The following is a 16361-nucleotide window of genomic DNA, read 5'->3' as shown; positions in this document are numbered from 1 at the left end:
GCCCCGTAGCGCCTGGCGCACGGCCAGAAGCCGCGACAGGCATCGTGCCATGTGAGACAGATGCGCCATCGCCTCGCCCCAGGCCTTAGGCTAGGGCCAACAAGAACCATCGAGGAATCGAGATGCTGCAACCGCTCTGGACCCCTTCTGCCGAACGCATCGCCGCCACCCGCATGGATGCCTTCCGCCGCTTCGTCAACCAGCAGCACGGCCTGCAGTTGGCCGACTACCCGGCCCTGCACGCCTGGAGCGTGAGCGAGCGCGAGTCCTTCTGGCAGGCCATCGCCGACTTCTTCGAGGTACGCTTCGGCGCCCGGCCCGAAGCTGTGCTGCGCGAGGGTGTGGCCATGCCCAGCGCCCACTGGTTCCCTGGCGCCACGCTGAATTTCGCCGAGCACCTGCTGCGCCGCCGCGACGGCACGCCGGCGCTGGTCGCCATCGGTGAGGACGGCTCGCGAGAAGTGCTCAGCCACGCCGACCTGGCGGCCCACGTCGCCGGCCTGCAACGCAGCCTGAAGGCGGCCGGCGTAGGCATCGGCGACCGCGTCGCGGCCTTCATGCCCAACACCTGGCAGACCGTGGTCGGCATGCTCGCCACCGCCAGCCTCGGCGCCACCTGGTCGAGCTGCTCGCCGGACTTCGGCACCCAGGGTGTGATCGACCGCTTCGGCCAGATCGAACCCAAGGTGCTGATCGCTGCCGCCGGCTACCGCTATGCCGGCAAGCACCTGGACCTGACCGACAAGCTCAACGAAATCCTCGCCCAGCTGCCGACCCTGCAGCAGCTGGTGGTGGTGCCCTACTCCCGGCCCGAGGCCAGAACAACTGATTACAAGTCAGTTGCTCAACCCGCCCTGTGGGGCGACTTCTACCAGCCCGGCGGCGAGCCCGAGTTCACTCCGGTGGCCTTCGAGCAGCCGCTCTACATCCTCTATTCCAGCGGCACCACGGGCGTGCCCAAGTGCATCGTCCACGGCGTCGGCGGTACCCTGCTGCAGCACCTCAAGGAACTCGGCCTGCACAGCGACCTGGGCGAGCGCGACCGGCTGTTCTACTACACCACCTGTGGCTGGATGATGTGGAACTGGCTGGCCTCCGGCCTCGCCGTCGGCGCCACCCTGGTGCTGTTCGACGGCTCACCCTTCCACCCGGGGCCGGAGCGCCTGATCGACCTGATCGACGCCGAGGACATCAGCCACTTCGGCACCAGCGCCAAGTACCTGGCTGCCCTGGAGAAGGCCGGCGTCCGCCCGCGCGACAGCCATCGCCTGGACAGCCTGCGGGCGATCTTCTCCACCGGCTCGCCGCTGGCCCACGAGAGCTTCGACTACGTGTACCGCGACATCAAGGCCGAGCTGTGCCTGTCCTCCATCTCCGGCGGCACCGACATCGTGTCCTGCTTCGCCCTCGGCAACCCGGTGCTGCCGGTGTGGCGCGGCGAGCTGCAGAGCAAGGGGCTGGGCATGGACGTGCAGGTGTGGAACGACGCCGGCCAGGCGGTGACCGGCGAGAAAGGCGAGCTGGTCTGCGCCCGCCACTTCCCCTCGATGCCGGTGGGCTTCTGGAACGACGCCGACGGTGCCAGGTTCCGCGCCGCTTACTTCGAGACCTTCCCCGGTGTCTGGGCCCACGGCGACTACGCCGAGGAAACCGCCCACGGCGGCCTGGTGATCCACGGCCGCTCCGACGCGGTGCTCAACCCCGGCGGCGTGCGCATCGGCACCGCGGAAATCTACCGCCAGGTGGAAAAGGTCGAGGAAGTGCTGGAGTCCATCGCCATCGGCCAAGACTGGCAGGGCGACGTGCGCGTGGTGCTGTTCGTGCGCCTGCGCGACGGCGTGCCCCTGGACGACGCGCTGCGCCAGCGCATCTGCGCCACCATCCGCGCCAACACCACGCCACGCCACGTGCCGGCCAAGGTGATCCAGGTGACCGACATCCCGCGCACCATCAGCGGCAAGATCGTCGAACTGGCCGTGCGCAACGTGGTGCACGGCCAGCCGGTGAAGAACACCGACGCCCTGGCCAACCCGCAGGCGCTGGAGCTTTACCGCGACCTGCCCGATCTGAGGGACTGACCCAGACGGAGCGGCGCTTGCAGCCGCTCCACCCACCTTGAGCAAAGCGCCAGCATTGGGGCAGACTGCCCTGCCGTCGCTTTGCAGAACCAGCAGCCCCGGCTAGCTCAAGGTCAGAATGGGTAAAGCATGAGCAAACTCAGGCTCTCTTTAATCTACATTGGCGCGGGATTATCACTGCCCGCCTTTCTTGTTGCAGCCGTCCTTATCCTTCCAGAACCCTATTCAAACCCAATCATCTGGTTCGCTACAGCGCCATCCGAGTGGATCCCACTGCTCAAAGATCAAGATACCCTGCACCAACTTACGCTCATGGTTTTCAGAAGACCGACGCCAAACTACGCTCCAATCTTGATGGTCTTCCTATCCCTGTTCTGGTTTACCACCGCGGTGATCGTGTTGCTCTTTGCGAGAGCCCTTCGCAAAAAACTCAAAGCCCGTGCATGCCGCTAGCGCACCGTTCAATTACCGCCTCCCCCCCAATGTGGCAACCGATACCACTGAATGAACTGGAAGCACTGATTGCCAGGCAGCTCGCAGGGTGCACGCCCGGAACCCACGCGCTGTACGAACTCAACGCCATCCCCAGGCAGAAATGGGCGCGCTCACCTTGGGCGATGCAGGCGGCGGCTTTTGGGCTATAGCCATTCTTGGCAACTCCGTGCTCTGGTACAACGATATTGAAGATGGCTTCAATGCATCTACATAAACGAAGGGGAAATCGAGCATTACTGGTGTAACCAGAACACACTGCATATCGCGCTACTTGGTCTAATCCGAAACTCACCGAAGCTGGGGACACCCGATTTACTTGCGTAAGATCCACCCTCTCACTCAAGTCACTTAGTCCATGAACCTGAACCGTACCCGACAACTTCTTCGAGAAGACATCGACCGGGATAACCCTCTGGAAAGTCTCGTTCATCTCCTGGAATCGGTCCTGGAGCTGCTTTCGCTACCCGACAATGATTTCCTCTGGTCATTCTGGAAAGATGAGGATGAGGCGAAACGGGACATCGTGGAGTTGATAGGCACCCTGCGCAATGGCGCCTTGCCGGAAAAAGTGAAGGTCTCGGGGCTGTTCGTTCCCACGGGGCCGCTGCAGGAAGTCAGTCTCGGCAGCGGCTGGGGCGATGCGTTCATCGCGGTAGCCGCGAAATATGATGAAGTCGAAGCACTGCTGTGGCGGCAAGGCAGCCAATAGACGGGAAACTCATGCACGAAACGCTCAAGGTATCCGCGATCCTCTGGGCCTGGGGATGCTGGGCCTGGGCGGCCTATAGCCATCAATGGTTCTGGCTGGCGATCTCGCTGTTTCCCTACCTGGCGCTCAACTGGCTCGACCATCCCGACCAGCGCAAGGAATGACCGCGAGCCGCCAAAACCAGCACCTGCTGCTCAGAACCGCTCCATACCGACAGGTATCCTACCGCATGCCGCAGGGTGCGCCGCGCGCACCGCCGATGCAGCCCATTTCTGCACCGCAGCCTCTCGGGAAGCCTATGAACATTACCGAAGAAAGAGTCGATCAAACGACCATCGACAAGCTCACAGCCCTGACCGAATCGGTCATGACCCAGATACGCCCTTCCGGAGCGGAAGACCTGATCGGGTTCGTGGACAAGACCGTCCATGAATGGCAGGTCTCGGGCACACCGCCGAAGGCTTACAACCTGGACCAGGACGACCTTATCTACGCCTTCGGTACCGCCTGGGGCGACGCGGTCATCGCCCAACATGGCTGGCACTGGGCGGACCTGACGTTCCACGACCATGGCGACTGGACCGGAAGAGCGGTCGTCTCTGCCGATGGCAGCCTCTTCATCCTCCCCTACGCCCATATTCACGAATGCCTGAGCCAGGAAGACGAGGTGAAGATCGGCATGTCGCTCAACGTGATCAGCTCCGATCTGATCCCTGCTCTCGAGCCAGGGACCTATACCAACCTGACCCACAACATCCAGCGCATCATCCCGCGGCAATGATCTTCGCGGGTCCAATCGATTCAGTCGCCCAGCGGCATGACTGACCACCTTCAGGGAGATTTCATGGAACAGGAAGACCTCCAGGCATCCGGCTGGGATGCCATCGACCAGGCGCTCGCCCCCCTCTACGCGGGCCAGGAGCCGAAGCACTACGGCAACCTGATCGCCTACGAGCTGGGCGGCCCGAACCCGCTCAGGGGGATCAGTGCGTACAAGCGGCTCGAGCCCGTTCCCCACTGGCATTTCGTCACCTACGGCTTCACCGAACTCTACGACAAGGAATCCACGGACCTGCTGGTGAGCGGCTGGGGCTTCGAGCTGACCCTGCGGCTGAAGACCGAGCCGGATGCCGAGGAGCCGCCGGCCTGGGCGATCAACTTCCTGCACAACCTCGCGCGCTATGTCTTCGGCTCCGGCAACGTCTTCGCCAACGGGGACTACCTGAACGCCAATGGTCCCATCGCGGTGGAAAGCGATACCCTCCTGCGCTCAGTGGCCTTCATCCAGGACCCCGAACTGGCCCCCATCGATACGCCCAACGGGCGCGTCGAGTTCCTCCAGGTGGTCGGCATCACGAACGACGAAGAGCTGGCCATCAAGCAATGGAAGACCCTGCGAGTGCTGGAGGTCTTCGAGGAACACCTTCCCCTGCTGGTGACCGACCTCTCGCGGGCATCCCTGCTGGAGCTGCAGGACGTGCGGGAAAGGCTGAGCGCAGGCGCTGCCAGCGAAGGCTCCAGCACAGGCTATCTGTTCGTCGACCAGCTCGCCTGGGCGGAGCGCAAACGCCTCCTGCGCAAGCCGGAGTTGCAGGTGACCCTCGGTGCACGGCAGGTCCGGGAAGTGCTCGGGGTACTGCCCAACCGGCTACCGTTCGACCGGGAACTCACCCTGGTCGGCGAGGAAACCCGGGTAGTGTTCGCCCCGGGCGACGAGAACCGCTACACGACGGAGGACACCACCCTGCGTCTGGAGATTCGTCCGGAGGTGCTCGACGAGGTCCGCTCATGCCTGAAGCCGCAAGAGGGCTCCTACGGCCTGTCCCGTTTCCCGGGCGTGGTGCTTCAGGTCAGGAAGACCCTTATCAAGGACAACGACGGCCAGGTGGTCGATACGGTCGGCTAGCGCGGTTGCCTGGTCATGAGACACGCGAGCGATGAGTAGACGTAGAACACTGAAGGGAGTCGCGGCCGGTGTATCCTCCAGCTTCGCCTCCCGGAACAACGACATCGAGGGGTACTGGGGGCTGGGCATCATCTACCGGGAGATAGACACGGCCGGCAGATCGAGCGTCCACCTCGACATCTTGAGCGGCGAATCATGCCCACCCATCAGGCACGCGGAAAGACTGGCCGAAACCTATCGCTCGTTCCTGTTCGCACGGGTGAAGAGCCTGGGCCTGCAAGAACACCACATCAGCAACGCCGCCATAGAACTGGCTTTCAATATACCCTCCACTGGAAAAGATCTTGCCAGGCAATCTCGCGGCGAGGCCTTCAGGTGCCAGGTGAGCATTACCGATGACCTTGGCAAGACGTGGGTGCATAGCCATGAAGGCCGATGTCGCAGACACAACCCCCGCATGGAGCAGAGAAGCGGCAGGTATGTCTTGTAACACTCATCCTGGCTCACTCGGACCCGTCGTCACCCAACCCTGGAAGGGAATCCACAAGGAGTTTTTCATGTCCGCGATCGAACACGGGATCATCTGTCAGGCCTCTGACGAGAAGGCGCTGGTAAGGAATGTCAACTCATTCCTGGCGAGCCTTGGCTACAGCAAGATGTACAAGCGCCCTCCTTCCGGCCTGCGCAATCCCGAGCGGCCGGAGGACGAACCGCGTTACTCGCATTACTACTATCAGTTCCTGAAAGAGCACCCACGCTGGTACTTCGATCTCTATCCGAATGTCGATCTGGACGGCAAGGCCCGATTCCCCGATCGGCCAGAGGTGGGCTGGACCCTCTATGTCAGCAAGACCATGCCGGAACAGAACTCCGCGGCAGACGATGCCAGCCTGGACAGCTTCTTTTCCGCCCTGATACTCGGCACCGGCTTTTCGAGCGTTCTGCTTCACACCTACCGACAAGACGAAGATCGGTTGTGAACGCTCGCGTGTCGCTTCCGGGCCATCAAGCGTTCTTCCCTTGCAGAGGCGGAGCATAACGATGCAGGACGCACCGCCCTCCGAACGGGAGCTGACCGAGGCAATCAGGCAGGCCGCCTGCCTGGCATTGCGCGACCTGTTCACCAGTCGATTCGAGCGCTTCTACTACATCGCTCTGATCACCACCGGAGAGGCGCTGCCGCCCTTTCTATCGGCGTGGTCCCGAGAGGCGCTGGCAACGGAAGTGGAAAAGGCCGGGCTCGCGGACGAGACGTTTCTCAAGTGGTCCTACGCCGACTCTCCCTACCTGTGCTTCGGCGATCGCCATTTCGCCGAGGTGAACCGGCTGTTCGCCTTGCGCCCCGGAATCGACACGCTCGACGAAGACGGCTGGCAGAAGGAATACACCTTGCGCCTCGATGCCATGGAGCAGGCCATCAGGCTGCTGGATGACGAAGGTGCGTTCGGCACGGGCGACGAGCGCAGCAATCTGGTCATCAACGTCGAAGTGATGCCGCCGGACCGCACGAACACCGAACGCGCCTACCGCCTGAACCCCGAGGGCTCGCCGGCATTGATCGAGTGGCTGGAGGAAGCGGGCGAGGAATGAAAAACCCTGTGTCCGCCTAGATCCCCTGCCGCCCCGGGTCTTCCGGCGGGCTCTCCTCCTCGATGTCCTCCAGCTTCAGCTCCATGCCCCAGCTCGCCACGTCGGCCACCGGGGCGGGCGCGGGCTTGGCAGCGGTGGTGCTGGCGGCGGCGTTGGCCGGGTTGTCGCGGTACAGCTTGAGCTTGAGGCGCACGTTGTTGGCGGAGTCGGCGTTCTTCACCGCCTCTTCCTCGTCGATCACCCCTTCATGGACCAGGTCGATCAGCGCCTGGTCGAAGGTCTGCATGCCGAGGTTCTTCGACTTCTCCATGATCTCCTTGAGCTCGGAGAACTCGTTGCGCTTGATCATGTCGCGCACGGTCGGCGTGCCCAGCATCACTTCCACGGCGGCGCGGCGCTTGCCGTCGACGGTCTTGACCAGGCGCTGGGAGACGAAGGCCCGCAGGTTGTTGCCGAGGTCGTTGAGCAACTGCGGGCGGCGCTCCTCGGGGAAGAAGTTGATGATCCGGTCCAGCGCCTGGTTGGCGTTGTTGGCGTGCAGGGTGGAGATGGCCAGGTGCCCGGTGTCGGCGAAGGCCAGGGCGTGCTCCATGGTCTCGCGGTCGCGGATCTCGCCGATCAGGATCACGTCCGGCGCCTGGCGCAGGGTGTTCTTCAGCGCGGCGTGGAAGCTGCGGGTGTCCACCCCCACCTCGCGCTGGTTGATGATCGACTTCTTGTGCCGGTGCACGTACTCCACCGGGTCCTCGATGGTGATGATGTGGCCGCCGCTGTTGCGGTTGCGGTAGTCGATCAGCGCCGCCAGGGAGGTCGACTTGCCCGAGCCGGTGCCGCCGACGAACAGCACCAGGCCGCGCTTCTCCATCACCGTCTTGAGCAGCACCTCGGGCAGCTTGAGGTCTTCGAACTTGGGGATTTCCATCTTGATGTTGCGCGCGACGATGGAAACCTCGTTGCGCTGCTTGAAGATGTTGATACGGAAGCGGCCGACGTTGGGTATCGAGATGGCCAGGTTCATCTCCAGCTCCTTCTCGAACTCGCCGCGCTGCTCGGCGTCCATCACCCCGGCGGCGATGGCGGCCACGTCGCCGGGCTTGAGCGGCTCCTGGCTGAGCGGCTTGAGCACGCCGTTGAACTTGGCGCAGGGCGGCGCCCCGGTGGACAGGTAGAGGTCCGAACCGTCCTGGCTGGACAGGATTTTCAGCATCTGGGTGAGGTCCATCGCGCGCGCTTCCATCCGAATCACGTTAACAAGGTAGGCCAGCCTGGCCGGAGCGTTTGGCCTGAAAATTGGCGTCATTCTGATGGCGCACGAATTGCTGGCACAATAGCGCCTTCGCAAAATGAGGAGCCGATCATGCCCAAGGCGATGGCCCGCCACATCCTGGTGAAGACGGAAGCCGAAGCGGCCGCCCTGAAGAAGCGCATCGCCGCCGGCGAGGCCTTCGACGTACTGGCCAGGAAGTACTCCACCTGCCCCTCCGGCAAGAAGGGTGGCGACCTGGGCGAGGTGCGCCCGGGGCAGATGGTGCGCGCGGTGGATCAGGTGATCTTCAAGAAGGCCCTGCGCGAGGTGCACGGACCGGTGAAGACCCAGTTCGGCTATCACCTGATCCAGGTGTTCTACCGCGAGTGAGCGTCGCTCAGGTCCGGCTCAGGCCCAGTCAGGTAAGGCCCAACCCAGTGGCGCCCAGCCCAGCGTGATGGCGGCCAGCGCCAGGTAGCGGCCGGTCTTGGCCAGGCCGACCAGCAGCAGGAAGCTCCACCAGGGCTCGCGCATCACCCCCGCCACCAGCGTCAGCGGGTCGCCGATCACCGGCACCCAGCTCAGCAGCAGCGACCAGCGCCCGTAGCGCCGATAGGTGGCCTTGGCCCGCTCCAGACGCGCTGGGCTCACCGGGAACCAGCGCCGCTCGCGGAAGCGCTCGAGCCCCCGCCCCAGGGCCGCGTTCAATACCGAACCCAGCACATTGCCGACGCTGGCCACCGCCAGCAGCGTGGCCACCGGCTGCCCGCCGCCCAGCAGCAGGCCGACCAGCAGCGCCTCCGACTGCAGCGGCAGCAGGCTGGCGGCGCCGAAGGCGGCGAGGAACAGGCCGAGGTAGACGGAGAAATCGAGCAATGCGCAATCCGGCGAGAAGGTCGGGCCAGCCTTATAGCCTGTTCGGCGCCGGACGCGAAGCCCGGCGGGCGCGGCAACTGGCCTAGACCAGAGATGAAACGGCGCTGTCATGAGCGCGCCGTGCGTGCCTTGCAAAACTGTAACAGTGCTCCAGGATTCTTCGGGCGCCTGGTCTATTCCAGACCGGGAACGCCACCGACAAGAGGCCGTAAAGGCCACAGGAGTCCTTCAGGATGAAGTCCATCACGCTCGCCTGCTGCACCCTCGCCCTGCTCCACTTCTCCATCGCGCCGGCATCTGCATCCCCCGGCGACCAGTACAAGCTGCTGGCCCACAACGTGTTCTTCCTGCCCGCCACGCTCAAGCCCGGCTGGGGCCAGGAAACCCGCGCCCGCCTCATCGCCCAGGCCGACTACATGAAGGGCCAGGATGCGGTGATCCTCAACGAACTGTTCGACAACCCGGCCGCCGCCATCCTGCTCGACGGGCTGAAGGCGGAATACCCGTACCAGACGCCCATCCTCGGCCGTTCGCGCAACGGCTGGGACGCCACCCTCGGCGCCTATGCTGAGACCACGCCGGAGGACGGCGGCGTGGCCATCGTCAGCCGCTGGCCGATCCGCGAGCGGGTGCAGTACGTCTACGCCCAGGGTTGCGGCGCCGACTACTTCTCCAACAAGGGCTTCGTCTACGTCCGCCTCGACCGCGGCGGTCAGCCGCTGCACGTGATCGGCACCCACGCCCAGGCCGCCGACACCGGCTGTTCCGACGGCAAGGGCGCGGCGGTGCGCGCCAGCCAGTTCGACGAGATGCGCACCTTCATCGAGAGCAAGGGCATCGCGCCGAACGAGGTGCTGTTCATCGGCGGCGACTTCAACGTGATCCGCGACACCACCGAATACCACGACATACTCGACCGCCTGCAGGTGCACGCGCCGGACAGCTTCGCCGGCAGCGACACCACCTTCGACACCCGGCGCAACGGCATCACCCACTACCAGTATCCCAACCACGCGCCGGAATACCTGGACTACATCTTCGTCTCGCGCCACCACGGCCAGCCGGACTACTGGCACAACCAGGCGCTGGACGTCCCGTCGCCGCGCTGGAGCGTGACCCAGGCCGGCGCCACCTGGCAGTTCCAGGACTACTCCGACCACTCGCCAGTGGCCGCCTTCGTGCGCGCCGACGCCGGCACCCCGACCCGCGCCGCCAAGCCCCGGGAGAACCGCTATGGCCAGGTCACCCTGCGCAGCCAGAGCAACGGCAAGACCCTGCGCACCAGCGCCGGCCAGGCCAACGACTGGCTGCGGGTGACCGGTGACGGCAGCGAGGCGGAAAGCCTGTTCAGCCTGCGCAACTGGCACTACCCGGTGAGCTTCTGCATCCGCAGCGGCGACTATCTGGAGATCGAATCGGTGCGCCATCGCAGCCACTGGCTGAACTGGTGGCTGGGCGGTGGGGGCGGCAACTACGCCTACTACCCCAAGGCCGGCGATTCCTCCAACCAGCTGCGCATCGAGCTGCCGAACAAGCCCACCGGCTGCCTGGCCGACGGCGACCTGGTGCGCCTGCTCGACCGCGACACCGTGCGCGGCACCGATTACTACCTGATGCGCTGGCCCTCCGGCAGCTGGAAGGACCACCTCTACCTGTGGACCGGCAACGCCGCCGAGGCCGAGCAGTTCCGCGTGCAGTTGAAGCAACCGGCCGAGTACGAGGACTGGAGCGCCAGGCTGCGCTACTGACCCTGCCCCGCTGCCGCCCCGCGGGGCGGCAGCCTTCTTCGGAAGAGCCGATCACGAGCGGGCCGCAGGCCATGAAAGTGATAGCAATCTGACATTGACAGCCTCACCCGCCGGCCACCACCATCGGCTCTCCCCTCGACTGTGGATGGAGCTGTCCATGAAGCACCCGCTGACCCTCGCTCTCGCGTTCGTTTCCCTGTCCAGCGCCATCGCCATGGCCGACTCCACCGTCCAGATCGTCAACCAATCCGGATGGGAGCTGCACGAAATCTATTTTTCCCCGGCCAGCCAGGACAACTGGGGCGAGGACCACCTGGGGGAAGACGTGCTCGAACAGGGCGATTCCCTGACCCTCACCGGCGTCGAATCCGGGAACTGGGATATCCGTCTGGTGGACGAGGACGGCGACGAGTGCACCCTGGAAGACGTGCACATCACCGAATCCGAGCAATGGGTCGTCACCGAGGACGACCTGCTCGGCTGCCAGGCCGCCACCGACTGACCACGGCGGCAGCCACGCGACCTCAGTCCTGGCTGTTGGCGCCGATCTTGTGGATCGACAGGTCGGCGCCGTAGTACTCCTGCTCCTGGCTCAAGCGGATGCCGGCCACCGCCTTGAGCAGGCCGTAGACCAGGAAACCGCCGACCAGCGCCACCAGCACGCCCAGTGCGGTGCCGATCGCCTGGCTCGCCAGGCTGACGCCGCCGAGGCCGCCCAGGTAGCTCTGGCCGAAGATGCCGCAGGCAATGCCGCCCCACACCCCGCACAGGCCGTGCAGCGGCCAGACGCCGAGCACGTCGTCGATCTTCCATTTCACCTGGGTGGCGGTGAACGCCCAGACGAACAGCACGCCGGCGATGGCGCCGGTCACCAACGCGCCGACCGGGTGCATCAGGTCGGAGCCGGCGCAGATCGCCACCAGGCCGGCCAGCGGGCCGTTGTGCAGGAAGCCGGGGTCGTTGCGCCCCACCAGCAGCGCGGCGACGGTGCCGCCGACCATGGCCATTAGCGAGTTGACCGCCACCAGGCCGCTGATGCTGCCCAGGGTCTGGGCGCTCATCACGTTGAAGCCGAACCAGCCGATAATCAGGATCCACGAGCCCAGTGCCAGGAACGGGATGTTCGACGGCGCGAAGGCCACCAGGCGACCGTCACGGTAGCGGCCATCCCGGCGACCGAGCAGGATCACCGCGCCGAACGCCAGCCAGCCGCCCACCGCGTGCACCACCACCGAGCCGGCGAAGTCGTGGAACGAGGCGCCGAAGCGCTCGGCCAGCCAGGCCTGCAGGCCGAAGTTGCCGTTCCAGATCAGGCCCTCGAAGAAGGGATAGACCAGGGCCACGATCAGCAGCGTGGCGCACAGCTGCGGGCCGAACCGGGCGCGCTCGGCGATGCCGCCGGAGATGATCGCGGGGATGGCGGCGGCGAAGGTCAGCAGGAAGAAGAACTTCACCAGCGCGTAGCCGCTGCCCTCGGTGAGGGCCGCCGCCGGGGCGAAGAAGTTCACGCCGTAGGCCACCCAGTAGCCGACGAAGAAGTAGGCCAGGGCCGAGACGGCGAAGTCGGAGAGGATCTTCGACAGGGCGTTGACCTGGTTCTTGTGGCGCACCGTGCCCACTTCCAGAAAGGCGAAGCCGGCGTGCATGGCCAGGACCATGATCGCGCCCAGCAGAATGAACAGGGTGTTGGAACCGTGGATGAGGGTTTCCACGGCGCTGTGTAGGTTTTCCATCGAAGGGTTTTCCCGGCAGAAAGGCACCAAAAAAGATCTCTTCCACGACCTGGCGCACCAAAGGCGGGCAGAAGCCCCGGGTGCCGGTCGATGGCCCCGCCCCGATTCCGCGCAGAACACTCGCCAGAAAATCGTGGAATCGATTTTTCGGCTTGTTTTTCAGCGACATACGAAAAGAGGCAGCGGAACCACCATGGACTCGGCGCCCCTCATGGGGGCACCGTAGGGCCATGGCGCACCACGACGTGGCAAAAGCTGTGCCAGGGGTGGGCGAAAAAAAGCTGAACCTGGCCGCGACGGGGCCGCTCGAACCTGAAGAGTCCGCAACCACGATCTCAGGAGAGAGAGCCATGCCCACTACCCCTAACTCCGATCTGTCCGGCTTCGAAGCCACCGGCAAGAAAATCGCGTCGAACATCGACAAGGAAGCCCATCGCCGCAACCTGCGCGATGCGCAGAACGCCCTGTCGTCCGAGTTCCAGGCGCTGGTCAACGACACCGAGAGCCTGCTGAAGCAGACCTCCGAGGTCGCCGGCGTCCAAGTGGACGAGCTGCGTGCGCGCATCAGCAACAACATCGATCGGGCCAAGGTCATCCTCAAGGACACCGAGCAGACCCTGGAAGAGCAAGGCCGCCTGGCCGTGGCCAAGACCGAGGAATACGTCCAGCAGCACCCCTGGCAGACCCTGGGTGTCGCCGCCGGCGTAGGTTTCCTGCTCGGCCTGCTGGCCGGCCGTCGCTGAATCGGGGCGCGCCATGGACGACATGCACATCGACGACCTGCAGCCCCAGCCGGCTCCCGAGCCGCCCAAGCCTTCCCTGAAGAAGCTGGGCGGTGCCGTGGTCGGCCTGGTGCAGGGCCATCTGGAACTGCTGGGTATCGAGTTCCAGGAAGAGAAGTCGCGCGCCTTCCGGCTGTTCCTCTTCTCCGGACTCTGCCTGATCTTCGCGCTGCTGGTCCTGCTGGGCCTGTCCACCGTGGTGCTGATCGCCTTCTGGGATACCCACCGCCTGCCCGCCGCCATCGGGCTCTGCCTGGTGTTCGGCGCGGCACTGGCATTCTGCGTGGCCAAGGCCATGCACCTGGCACGTCAGGGTGAGTCGCCGTTCCGGGCCACGCTGGCGGAGCTTGCACGCGACAAGGAGCGCCTGCTGCCATGAGCCAATCGCTATCCAGCGCGGCACGCCGCGACATGCGCAAGGAGCTGGTCCGCCTGCGCATGGAAATGAACCGCCAGCAGCTGCGCTACCACGCGCAGCCGCTGACCCACCCGCTGCAGCAGTTGCGGCAGGCGCGGCGCGGCAGCGCGGCCAACGTGAAGACACCGCTGATGATGGCCGCCGGCGTGTTCCTGACCCTGTTCGGCGGGCGTCTGGGCACTTTCGGCAAGCTGGCGCGTGGCGCCATGGTCATCTATCCGCTGGTGAAGGGGTTGCAGCAGAGCAAGAAGAAGGACGCTCTCGAACTGCACCACCGTTGAAACATCTGGCCGCATTCTTGCAAAAGCGATGAGTCGTCGACCGGTCCATCCGGTCAGGTTTTTCATCTGAGCAAGGAAACGGTCCGTGATCGACGGGCAACCCATAGCAGTCTTCCAGCCCTTCATCGACACCGCCACCGGGCGCATCGCCGGGGTCGAAGCCCTCGGCCGATTGCGCCAGGAGGACGGTACCCTGCGCTCGGTGGGGCCACTGTTCACTGATCCCAGGGTCTCCCCCGCCCACCTGCGCCGCCTGGATCGGCAGATCCGCGACGACGCCCTCTCCCGCCTGCACGCCGCACCGCGTGAGTGGTTCATCAGCATCAACATCTCGCCGCGCTGGATCACCCGCATGCGCCCCAACCAGGCCCTGCACAGCCTCAAGCAGTTGCAGCGCCACGGCGTGCCGCCGGAGCGGGTGGTGTTCGAGATCACCGAACTCGGCGGAGCCAGCCAGAAGCTGTCCGAGGTGGTGGCGCGCTACCGGGAAGCCGGGGCGCGCATCGCCATCGACGACTTCGGCGCCGGCTACTCGCAGCTGGACCGGGTACTGGCCCTGCAGCCGGACATCCTCAAGCTGGACATGCGCCTGTTCCAGGCCGCCGCCCGGGGCGGGCCCAGCGGTGAAGTGGTCAAGGCACTGGCGCAGATGGCGGAGAAGACCGGCTGCTGGATCATCGCCGAGGGCGTCGAGACCGAGGCCGAACTGGACTTCGCCCTGGAGTGTGGCGCGCGCTACGTGCAGGGCTACCTGTTCGCTCGACCCGAGGAGCGCTTCTTTGCCAGCGACGCCTTCGTCAAGCGCTTCGCCAAGCTCCGCGAGCAGTACGTGCAGCACAAGCTGGCCGAACGCGCCCGCCTGGTGAAGCTGCAGCAGCAACTGGCCGAACTGATGGGGCTGGTGCGCCGCTGGGCCGAGCGCGGCGGCAGCCTCGACTCGCTGCTGCGGCCCACCGACTACCCCTGGCTGCTGCGCATCTACCAGTGCGACCGCCACGGCACCCAGGTCAGCCCCAACCTGCAGTGGGACGGCCAGCGCTGGCAGGAAGACGCCCGCTACCTGGGCCACAACTGGTCCTGGCGGCCCTACTTCTACCAGTTGCTAGCGGAAGGCTGGGCGGAGCGCCGGCTGACTCTCTCCAACACCTACCGCGACGCCACCAGCAACCAGTACTGCCTGACGGCCGGCCAGTTCATCGACAGCGGCCGCCGGCTCCTGCTACTGGATATCGACGCGGCGGGCTTCTGACCGTGAGGTGACGACTACATCAGGATCGGCCGGTGGAAGGGGGCCAGCTCCATGCGGTCGCGGCCGTTCTGCTTGGCGCGGTACAGCGCCTTGTCGGCCCGCTCGATCAGCTCCGATACGCTTTCCAGCAGGTAATACTGGGCCACGCCGATGGACGCGGTGACGCGCGCGCCCTCCGGCAGGCCGTCGTACGAGACCTCGGCCAGCGCCTCCTGCATGCGCTTGATGCAGTGCTGGGCCATCTCGATGGTGGTCTGGGGCAGGAACAGGATGAACTCCTCGCCACCGTAGCGGGCGAAGAAGTCGGTGCTGCGCAGCAGCGGCTGCACGGTGCCGGCGAAGGTCCTGAGCACCTCGTCACCCACCGGGTGGCCATAGGTGTCGTTGATCCGCTTGAAGTGGTCGAGATCGAAGATGCACACGCAGAAGCCGGCGCCGCCGCGGTCGGTCCGGTTCTTCTCGTGGCCGAGCATTTCCAGCAGGTAGCGGCGGTTGTAGGCCCCGGTCAGCTCGTCATGGGTGGCCAGCTCGGTGACCTGCTGCAGCACCTCCTGCAACTGGGCGTTGCTGGCCATCAGCTTCTTGCGCAGGTCGCTGATGCTGCCGCCGAGCACCGAGATGAACGGCAGGAAGACGGAGAAGCTGCACCAGAGCACCATCTCCACCGCCAGGTTGAAGCGCTCGCCGTCGATGCGCTGGATCACCGGCAGGGTCATGGCGTAGGCGGCGATCGTCAACAGGCTGAGCATCAGCAACTGGCGGGTGCGCAGCTTGAAGCAGCCGAACATCATGATGATCAGCAGCACCACCAGGTAGGCACCCCTCGCCTCGCCCGCGTAGAGCTGGGTGAACAGCACCATGGCGATGGCCGCCACCATCTGCGCCATGGTCATGCTCGGGTCGCGGAAGCGCCGGTTGATGCCGAAGTGGAACAGCAGGTAGAAGCCCAGGTTGGTGAGCGCCGCGATCACTGCCCAGACCTGCATCACCCAGGCGGGGGAAATATCGTTGTAGAGGGACACGCCCTGGGGAACGCTGGCCAGCACGTACATGGCCACGCTCATCAGGAAGCGGCGGACGCGCAGCTGCTGCTGCGAGTTCCTGGGCAAGGCGGCTTCGGAGATCACGTGCGCAATGCTCATTGTTGTTATGTCTGCGATGTCACGACGATATCACCGTGGCCGCAAAAATCCCGCCACCGCCCGTCGCCCGCCCGGCGGACCGGGGCCACGGCGCCGGCCCCTTGCAGG

20 protein-coding genes are annotated in these 16361 nt (G+C 65.1%); 16 read left to right on the top strand and 4 right to left on the bottom strand.

Annotation, left to right across the window (positions count from 1 at the left end; genetic code table 11):
• Positions 1-122: 122 nt before the first annotated feature.
• The 9 genes from N7640_RS12885 (at position 123) to N7640_RS12845 (ending at position 6778) form a co-directional block, all read left to right on the top strand.
• Positions 123-2078, top strand: a complete 1956-nt coding sequence (locus tag N7640_RS12885) for an acetoacetate--CoA ligase (RefSeq protein WP_279904856.1) — start codon at positions 123-125, stop codon at positions 2076-2078.
• 129 nt (positions 2079-2207) lie between these two features.
• A complete protein-coding gene (locus N7640_RS12880) occupies positions 2208-2531 on the top strand; it encodes a hypothetical protein (RefSeq protein WP_279904857.1) in 324 nt (107 codons plus the stop codon).
• A 397-nt stretch (positions 2532-2928) separates the two neighbouring features.
• A complete protein-coding gene (locus tag N7640_RS12875) occupies positions 2929-3282 on the top strand; it encodes a hypothetical protein (protein WP_279904858.1) in 354 nt (117 codons plus the stop codon).
• A gap of 11 nt (positions 3283-3293) precedes the next feature.
• Positions 3294-3446 (top strand): hypothetical protein, encoded by a 153-nt coding sequence (locus N7640_RS12870; protein WP_279904859.1) that lies wholly within the window; start codon positions 3294-3296, stop codon positions 3444-3446.
• Between the two features lie 134 nt (positions 3447-3580).
• Positions 3581-4063, top strand: coding sequence for a hypothetical protein (locus N7640_RS12865; protein ID WP_279904860.1), 483 nt, complete (start codon positions 3581-3583; stop codon positions 4061-4063).
• 63 nt (positions 4064-4126) lie between these two features.
• Positions 4127-5188 carry a suppressor of fused domain protein gene (locus tag N7640_RS12860; protein ID WP_279904861.1) on the top strand — a complete coding sequence of 354 codons (1062 nt, stop codon included), beginning with the start codon at positions 4127-4129 and terminating at the stop codon, positions 5186-5188.
• A gap of 31 nt (positions 5189-5219) precedes the next feature.
• The gene (locus tag N7640_RS12855; protein ID WP_279904862.1) at positions 5220-5678 is read left to right on the top strand and encodes a hypothetical protein; all 459 of its coding nucleotides are present in this window, start codon (positions 5220-5222) and stop codon (positions 5676-5678) included.
• Positions 5679-5745: 67 nt separating this feature from the next.
• Positions 5746-6168 carry a hypothetical protein gene (locus N7640_RS12850; RefSeq protein WP_279904863.1) on the top strand — a complete coding sequence of 141 codons (423 nt, stop codon included), beginning with the start codon at positions 5746-5748 and terminating at the stop codon, positions 6166-6168.
• 61 nt (positions 6169-6229) lie between these two features.
• Positions 6230-6778, top strand: a complete 549-nt coding sequence (locus tag N7640_RS12845; RefSeq protein ID WP_279904864.1) for a DUF4303 domain-containing protein — start codon at positions 6230-6232, stop codon at positions 6776-6778.
• 16 nt (positions 6779-6794) lie between these two features.
• On the opposite strand, the gene N7640_RS12840 is transcribed toward N7640_RS12845, so the two are convergent.
• The gene (locus N7640_RS12840) at positions 6795-8000 is read right to left on the bottom strand and encodes a PilT/PilU family type 4a pilus ATPase (protein ID WP_279904865.1); all 1206 of its coding nucleotides are present in this window, start codon (positions 7998-8000) and stop codon (positions 6795-6797) included.
• Between the two features lie 135 nt (positions 8001-8135).
• On the opposite strand from N7640_RS12840, the gene N7640_RS12835 reads away from it, so the two are divergent.
• Positions 8136-8414 (top strand): peptidylprolyl isomerase, encoded by a 279-nt coding sequence (locus tag N7640_RS12835; protein WP_279904867.1) that lies wholly within the window; start codon positions 8136-8138, stop codon positions 8412-8414.
• 18 nt (positions 8415-8432) lie between these two features.
• Here N7640_RS12835 and N7640_RS12830 read toward each other — a convergent pair whose 3' ends face one another.
• Positions 8433-8900, bottom strand: a complete 468-nt coding sequence (locus tag N7640_RS12830; RefSeq protein ID WP_279904868.1) for a DedA family protein — start codon at positions 8898-8900, stop codon at positions 8433-8435.
• Between the two features lie 233 nt (positions 8901-9133).
• On the opposite strand from N7640_RS12830, the gene sph reads away from it, so the two are divergent.
• A complete protein-coding gene (gene sph / locus N7640_RS12825; RefSeq protein ID WP_279904869.1) occupies positions 9134-10648 on the top strand; it encodes a sphingomyelin phosphodiesterase in 1515 nt (504 codons plus the stop codon).
• 157 nt (positions 10649-10805) lie between these two features.
• Complete coding sequence (locus N7640_RS12820; protein ID WP_279904870.1) at positions 10806-11150, top strand: hypothetical protein; 345 nt, start codon at positions 10806-10808, stop codon at positions 11148-11150.
• Between the two features lie 22 nt (positions 11151-11172).
• Here the strand turns inward: N7640_RS12820 and N7640_RS12815 are convergent, their stop codons facing one another.
• Positions 11173-12381 carry an ammonium transporter gene (locus N7640_RS12815; RefSeq protein WP_279904871.1) on the bottom strand — a complete coding sequence of 403 codons (1209 nt, stop codon included), beginning with the start codon at positions 12379-12381 and terminating at the stop codon, positions 11173-11175.
• 350 nt (positions 12382-12731) lie between these two features.
• Here N7640_RS12815 and N7640_RS12810 point away from each other — a divergent pair, with 350 nt between their 5' ends.
• From N7640_RS12810 to N7640_RS12795, 4 genes are all read left to right on the top strand, one after another.
• Positions 12732-13124 (top strand): DUF883 family protein, encoded by a 393-nt coding sequence (locus tag N7640_RS12810; protein WP_220815214.1) that lies wholly within the window; start codon positions 12732-12734, stop codon positions 13122-13124.
• 13 nt (positions 13125-13137) lie between these two features.
• Entirely contained in the window at positions 13138-13542 is a 405-nt protein-coding gene (locus N7640_RS12805; RefSeq protein ID WP_262880210.1) for a phage holin family protein, read from the top strand.
• Complete coding sequence (locus N7640_RS12800; protein WP_220815215.1) at positions 13539-13862, top strand: hypothetical protein; 324 nt, start codon at positions 13539-13541, stop codon at positions 13860-13862. The genes N7640_RS12805 and N7640_RS12800 overlap by 4 nt, the downstream gene beginning before the upstream one ends.
• Before the next feature lie 85 nt (positions 13863-13947).
• Positions 13948-15111 carry an EAL domain-containing protein gene (locus tag N7640_RS12795; RefSeq protein ID WP_220815216.1) on the top strand — a complete coding sequence of 388 codons (1164 nt, stop codon included), beginning with the start codon at positions 13948-13950 and terminating at the stop codon, positions 15109-15111.
• Between the two features lie 14 nt (positions 15112-15125).
• Here N7640_RS12795 and N7640_RS12790 read toward each other — a convergent pair whose 3' ends face one another.
• Positions 15126-16253: a GGDEF domain-containing protein gene (locus tag N7640_RS12790; RefSeq protein ID WP_279904872.1), complete on the bottom strand. Its 1128-nt coding sequence runs from the start codon at positions 16251-16253 to the stop codon at positions 15126-15128.
• Positions 16254-16361: the final 108 nt, after the last annotated feature.

Origin of the sequence: Pseudomonas sp. GD04015, assembly GCF_029837675.1 — a bacterium.
Taxonomy (GTDB): Bacteria; Pseudomonadota; Gammaproteobacteria; order Pseudomonadales; family Pseudomonadaceae; genus Aquipseudomonas; species Aquipseudomonas paralcaligenes.
The sequence above is the reverse complement of the archived record's forward strand: the minus strand, read 5'-3'. Positions and strand labels throughout refer to the sequence as shown.

What these genes read in the sequence shown, in the direction of transcription:
- N7640_RS12885 (WP_279904856.1), top strand. Translation starts at nt 123, where the DNA reads ATGCTGCAACCGCTCTGGACCCCTTCTGCCGAACGCATCGCCGCCACC.
- N7640_RS12880 (WP_279904857.1), top strand. Translation starts at nt 2,208, where the DNA reads ATGAGCAAACTCAGGCTCTCTTTAATCTACATTGGCGCGGGATTATCA.
- N7640_RS12875 (WP_279904858.1), top strand. Translation starts at nt 2,929, where the DNA reads ATGAACCTGAACCGTACCCGACAACTTCTTCGAGAAGACATCGACCGG.
- N7640_RS12870 (WP_279904859.1), top strand. Translation starts at nt 3,294, where the DNA reads ATGCACGAAACGCTCAAGGTATCCGCGATCCTCTGGGCCTGGGGATGC.
- N7640_RS12865 (WP_279904860.1), top strand. Translation starts at nt 3,581, where the DNA reads ATGAACATTACCGAAGAAAGAGTCGATCAAACGACCATCGACAAGCTC.
- N7640_RS12860 (WP_279904861.1), top strand. Translation starts at nt 4,127, where the DNA reads ATGGAACAGGAAGACCTCCAGGCATCCGGCTGGGATGCCATCGACCAG.
- N7640_RS12855 (WP_279904862.1), top strand. Translation starts at nt 5,220, where the DNA reads ATGAGTAGACGTAGAACACTGAAGGGAGTCGCGGCCGGTGTATCCTCC.
- N7640_RS12850 (WP_279904863.1), top strand. Translation starts at nt 5,746, where the DNA reads ATGTCCGCGATCGAACACGGGATCATCTGTCAGGCCTCTGACGAGAAG.
- N7640_RS12845 (WP_279904864.1), top strand. Translation starts at nt 6,230, where the DNA reads ATGCAGGACGCACCGCCCTCCGAACGGGAGCTGACCGAGGCAATCAGG.
- N7640_RS12840 (WP_279904865.1), bottom strand. Translation starts at nt 8,000, where the DNA reads ATGGACCTCACCCAGATGCTGAAAATCCTGTCCAGCCAGGACGGTTCG.
- N7640_RS12835 (WP_279904867.1), top strand. Translation starts at nt 8,136, where the DNA reads ATGCCCAAGGCGATGGCCCGCCACATCCTGGTGAAGACGGAAGCCGAA.
- sph (WP_279904869.1), top strand. Translation starts at nt 9,134, where the DNA reads ATGAAGTCCATCACGCTCGCCTGCTGCACCCTCGCCCTGCTCCACTTC.
- N7640_RS12820 (WP_279904870.1), top strand. Translation starts at nt 10,806, where the DNA reads ATGAAGCACCCGCTGACCCTCGCTCTCGCGTTCGTTTCCCTGTCCAGC.
- N7640_RS12815 (WP_279904871.1), bottom strand. Translation starts at nt 12,381, where the DNA reads ATGGAAAACCTACACAGCGCCGTGGAAACCCTCATCCACGGTTCCAAC.
- N7640_RS12810 (WP_220815214.1), top strand. Translation starts at nt 12,732, where the DNA reads ATGCCCACTACCCCTAACTCCGATCTGTCCGGCTTCGAAGCCACCGGC.
- N7640_RS12805 (WP_262880210.1), top strand. Translation starts at nt 13,138, where the DNA reads ATGGACGACATGCACATCGACGACCTGCAGCCCCAGCCGGCTCCCGAG.
- N7640_RS12800 (WP_220815215.1), top strand. Translation starts at nt 13,539, where the DNA reads ATGAGCCAATCGCTATCCAGCGCGGCACGCCGCGACATGCGCAAGGAG.
- N7640_RS12790 (WP_279904872.1), bottom strand. Translation starts at nt 16,253, where the DNA reads ATGAGCATTGCGCACGTGATCTCCGAAGCCGCCTTGCCCAGGAACTCG.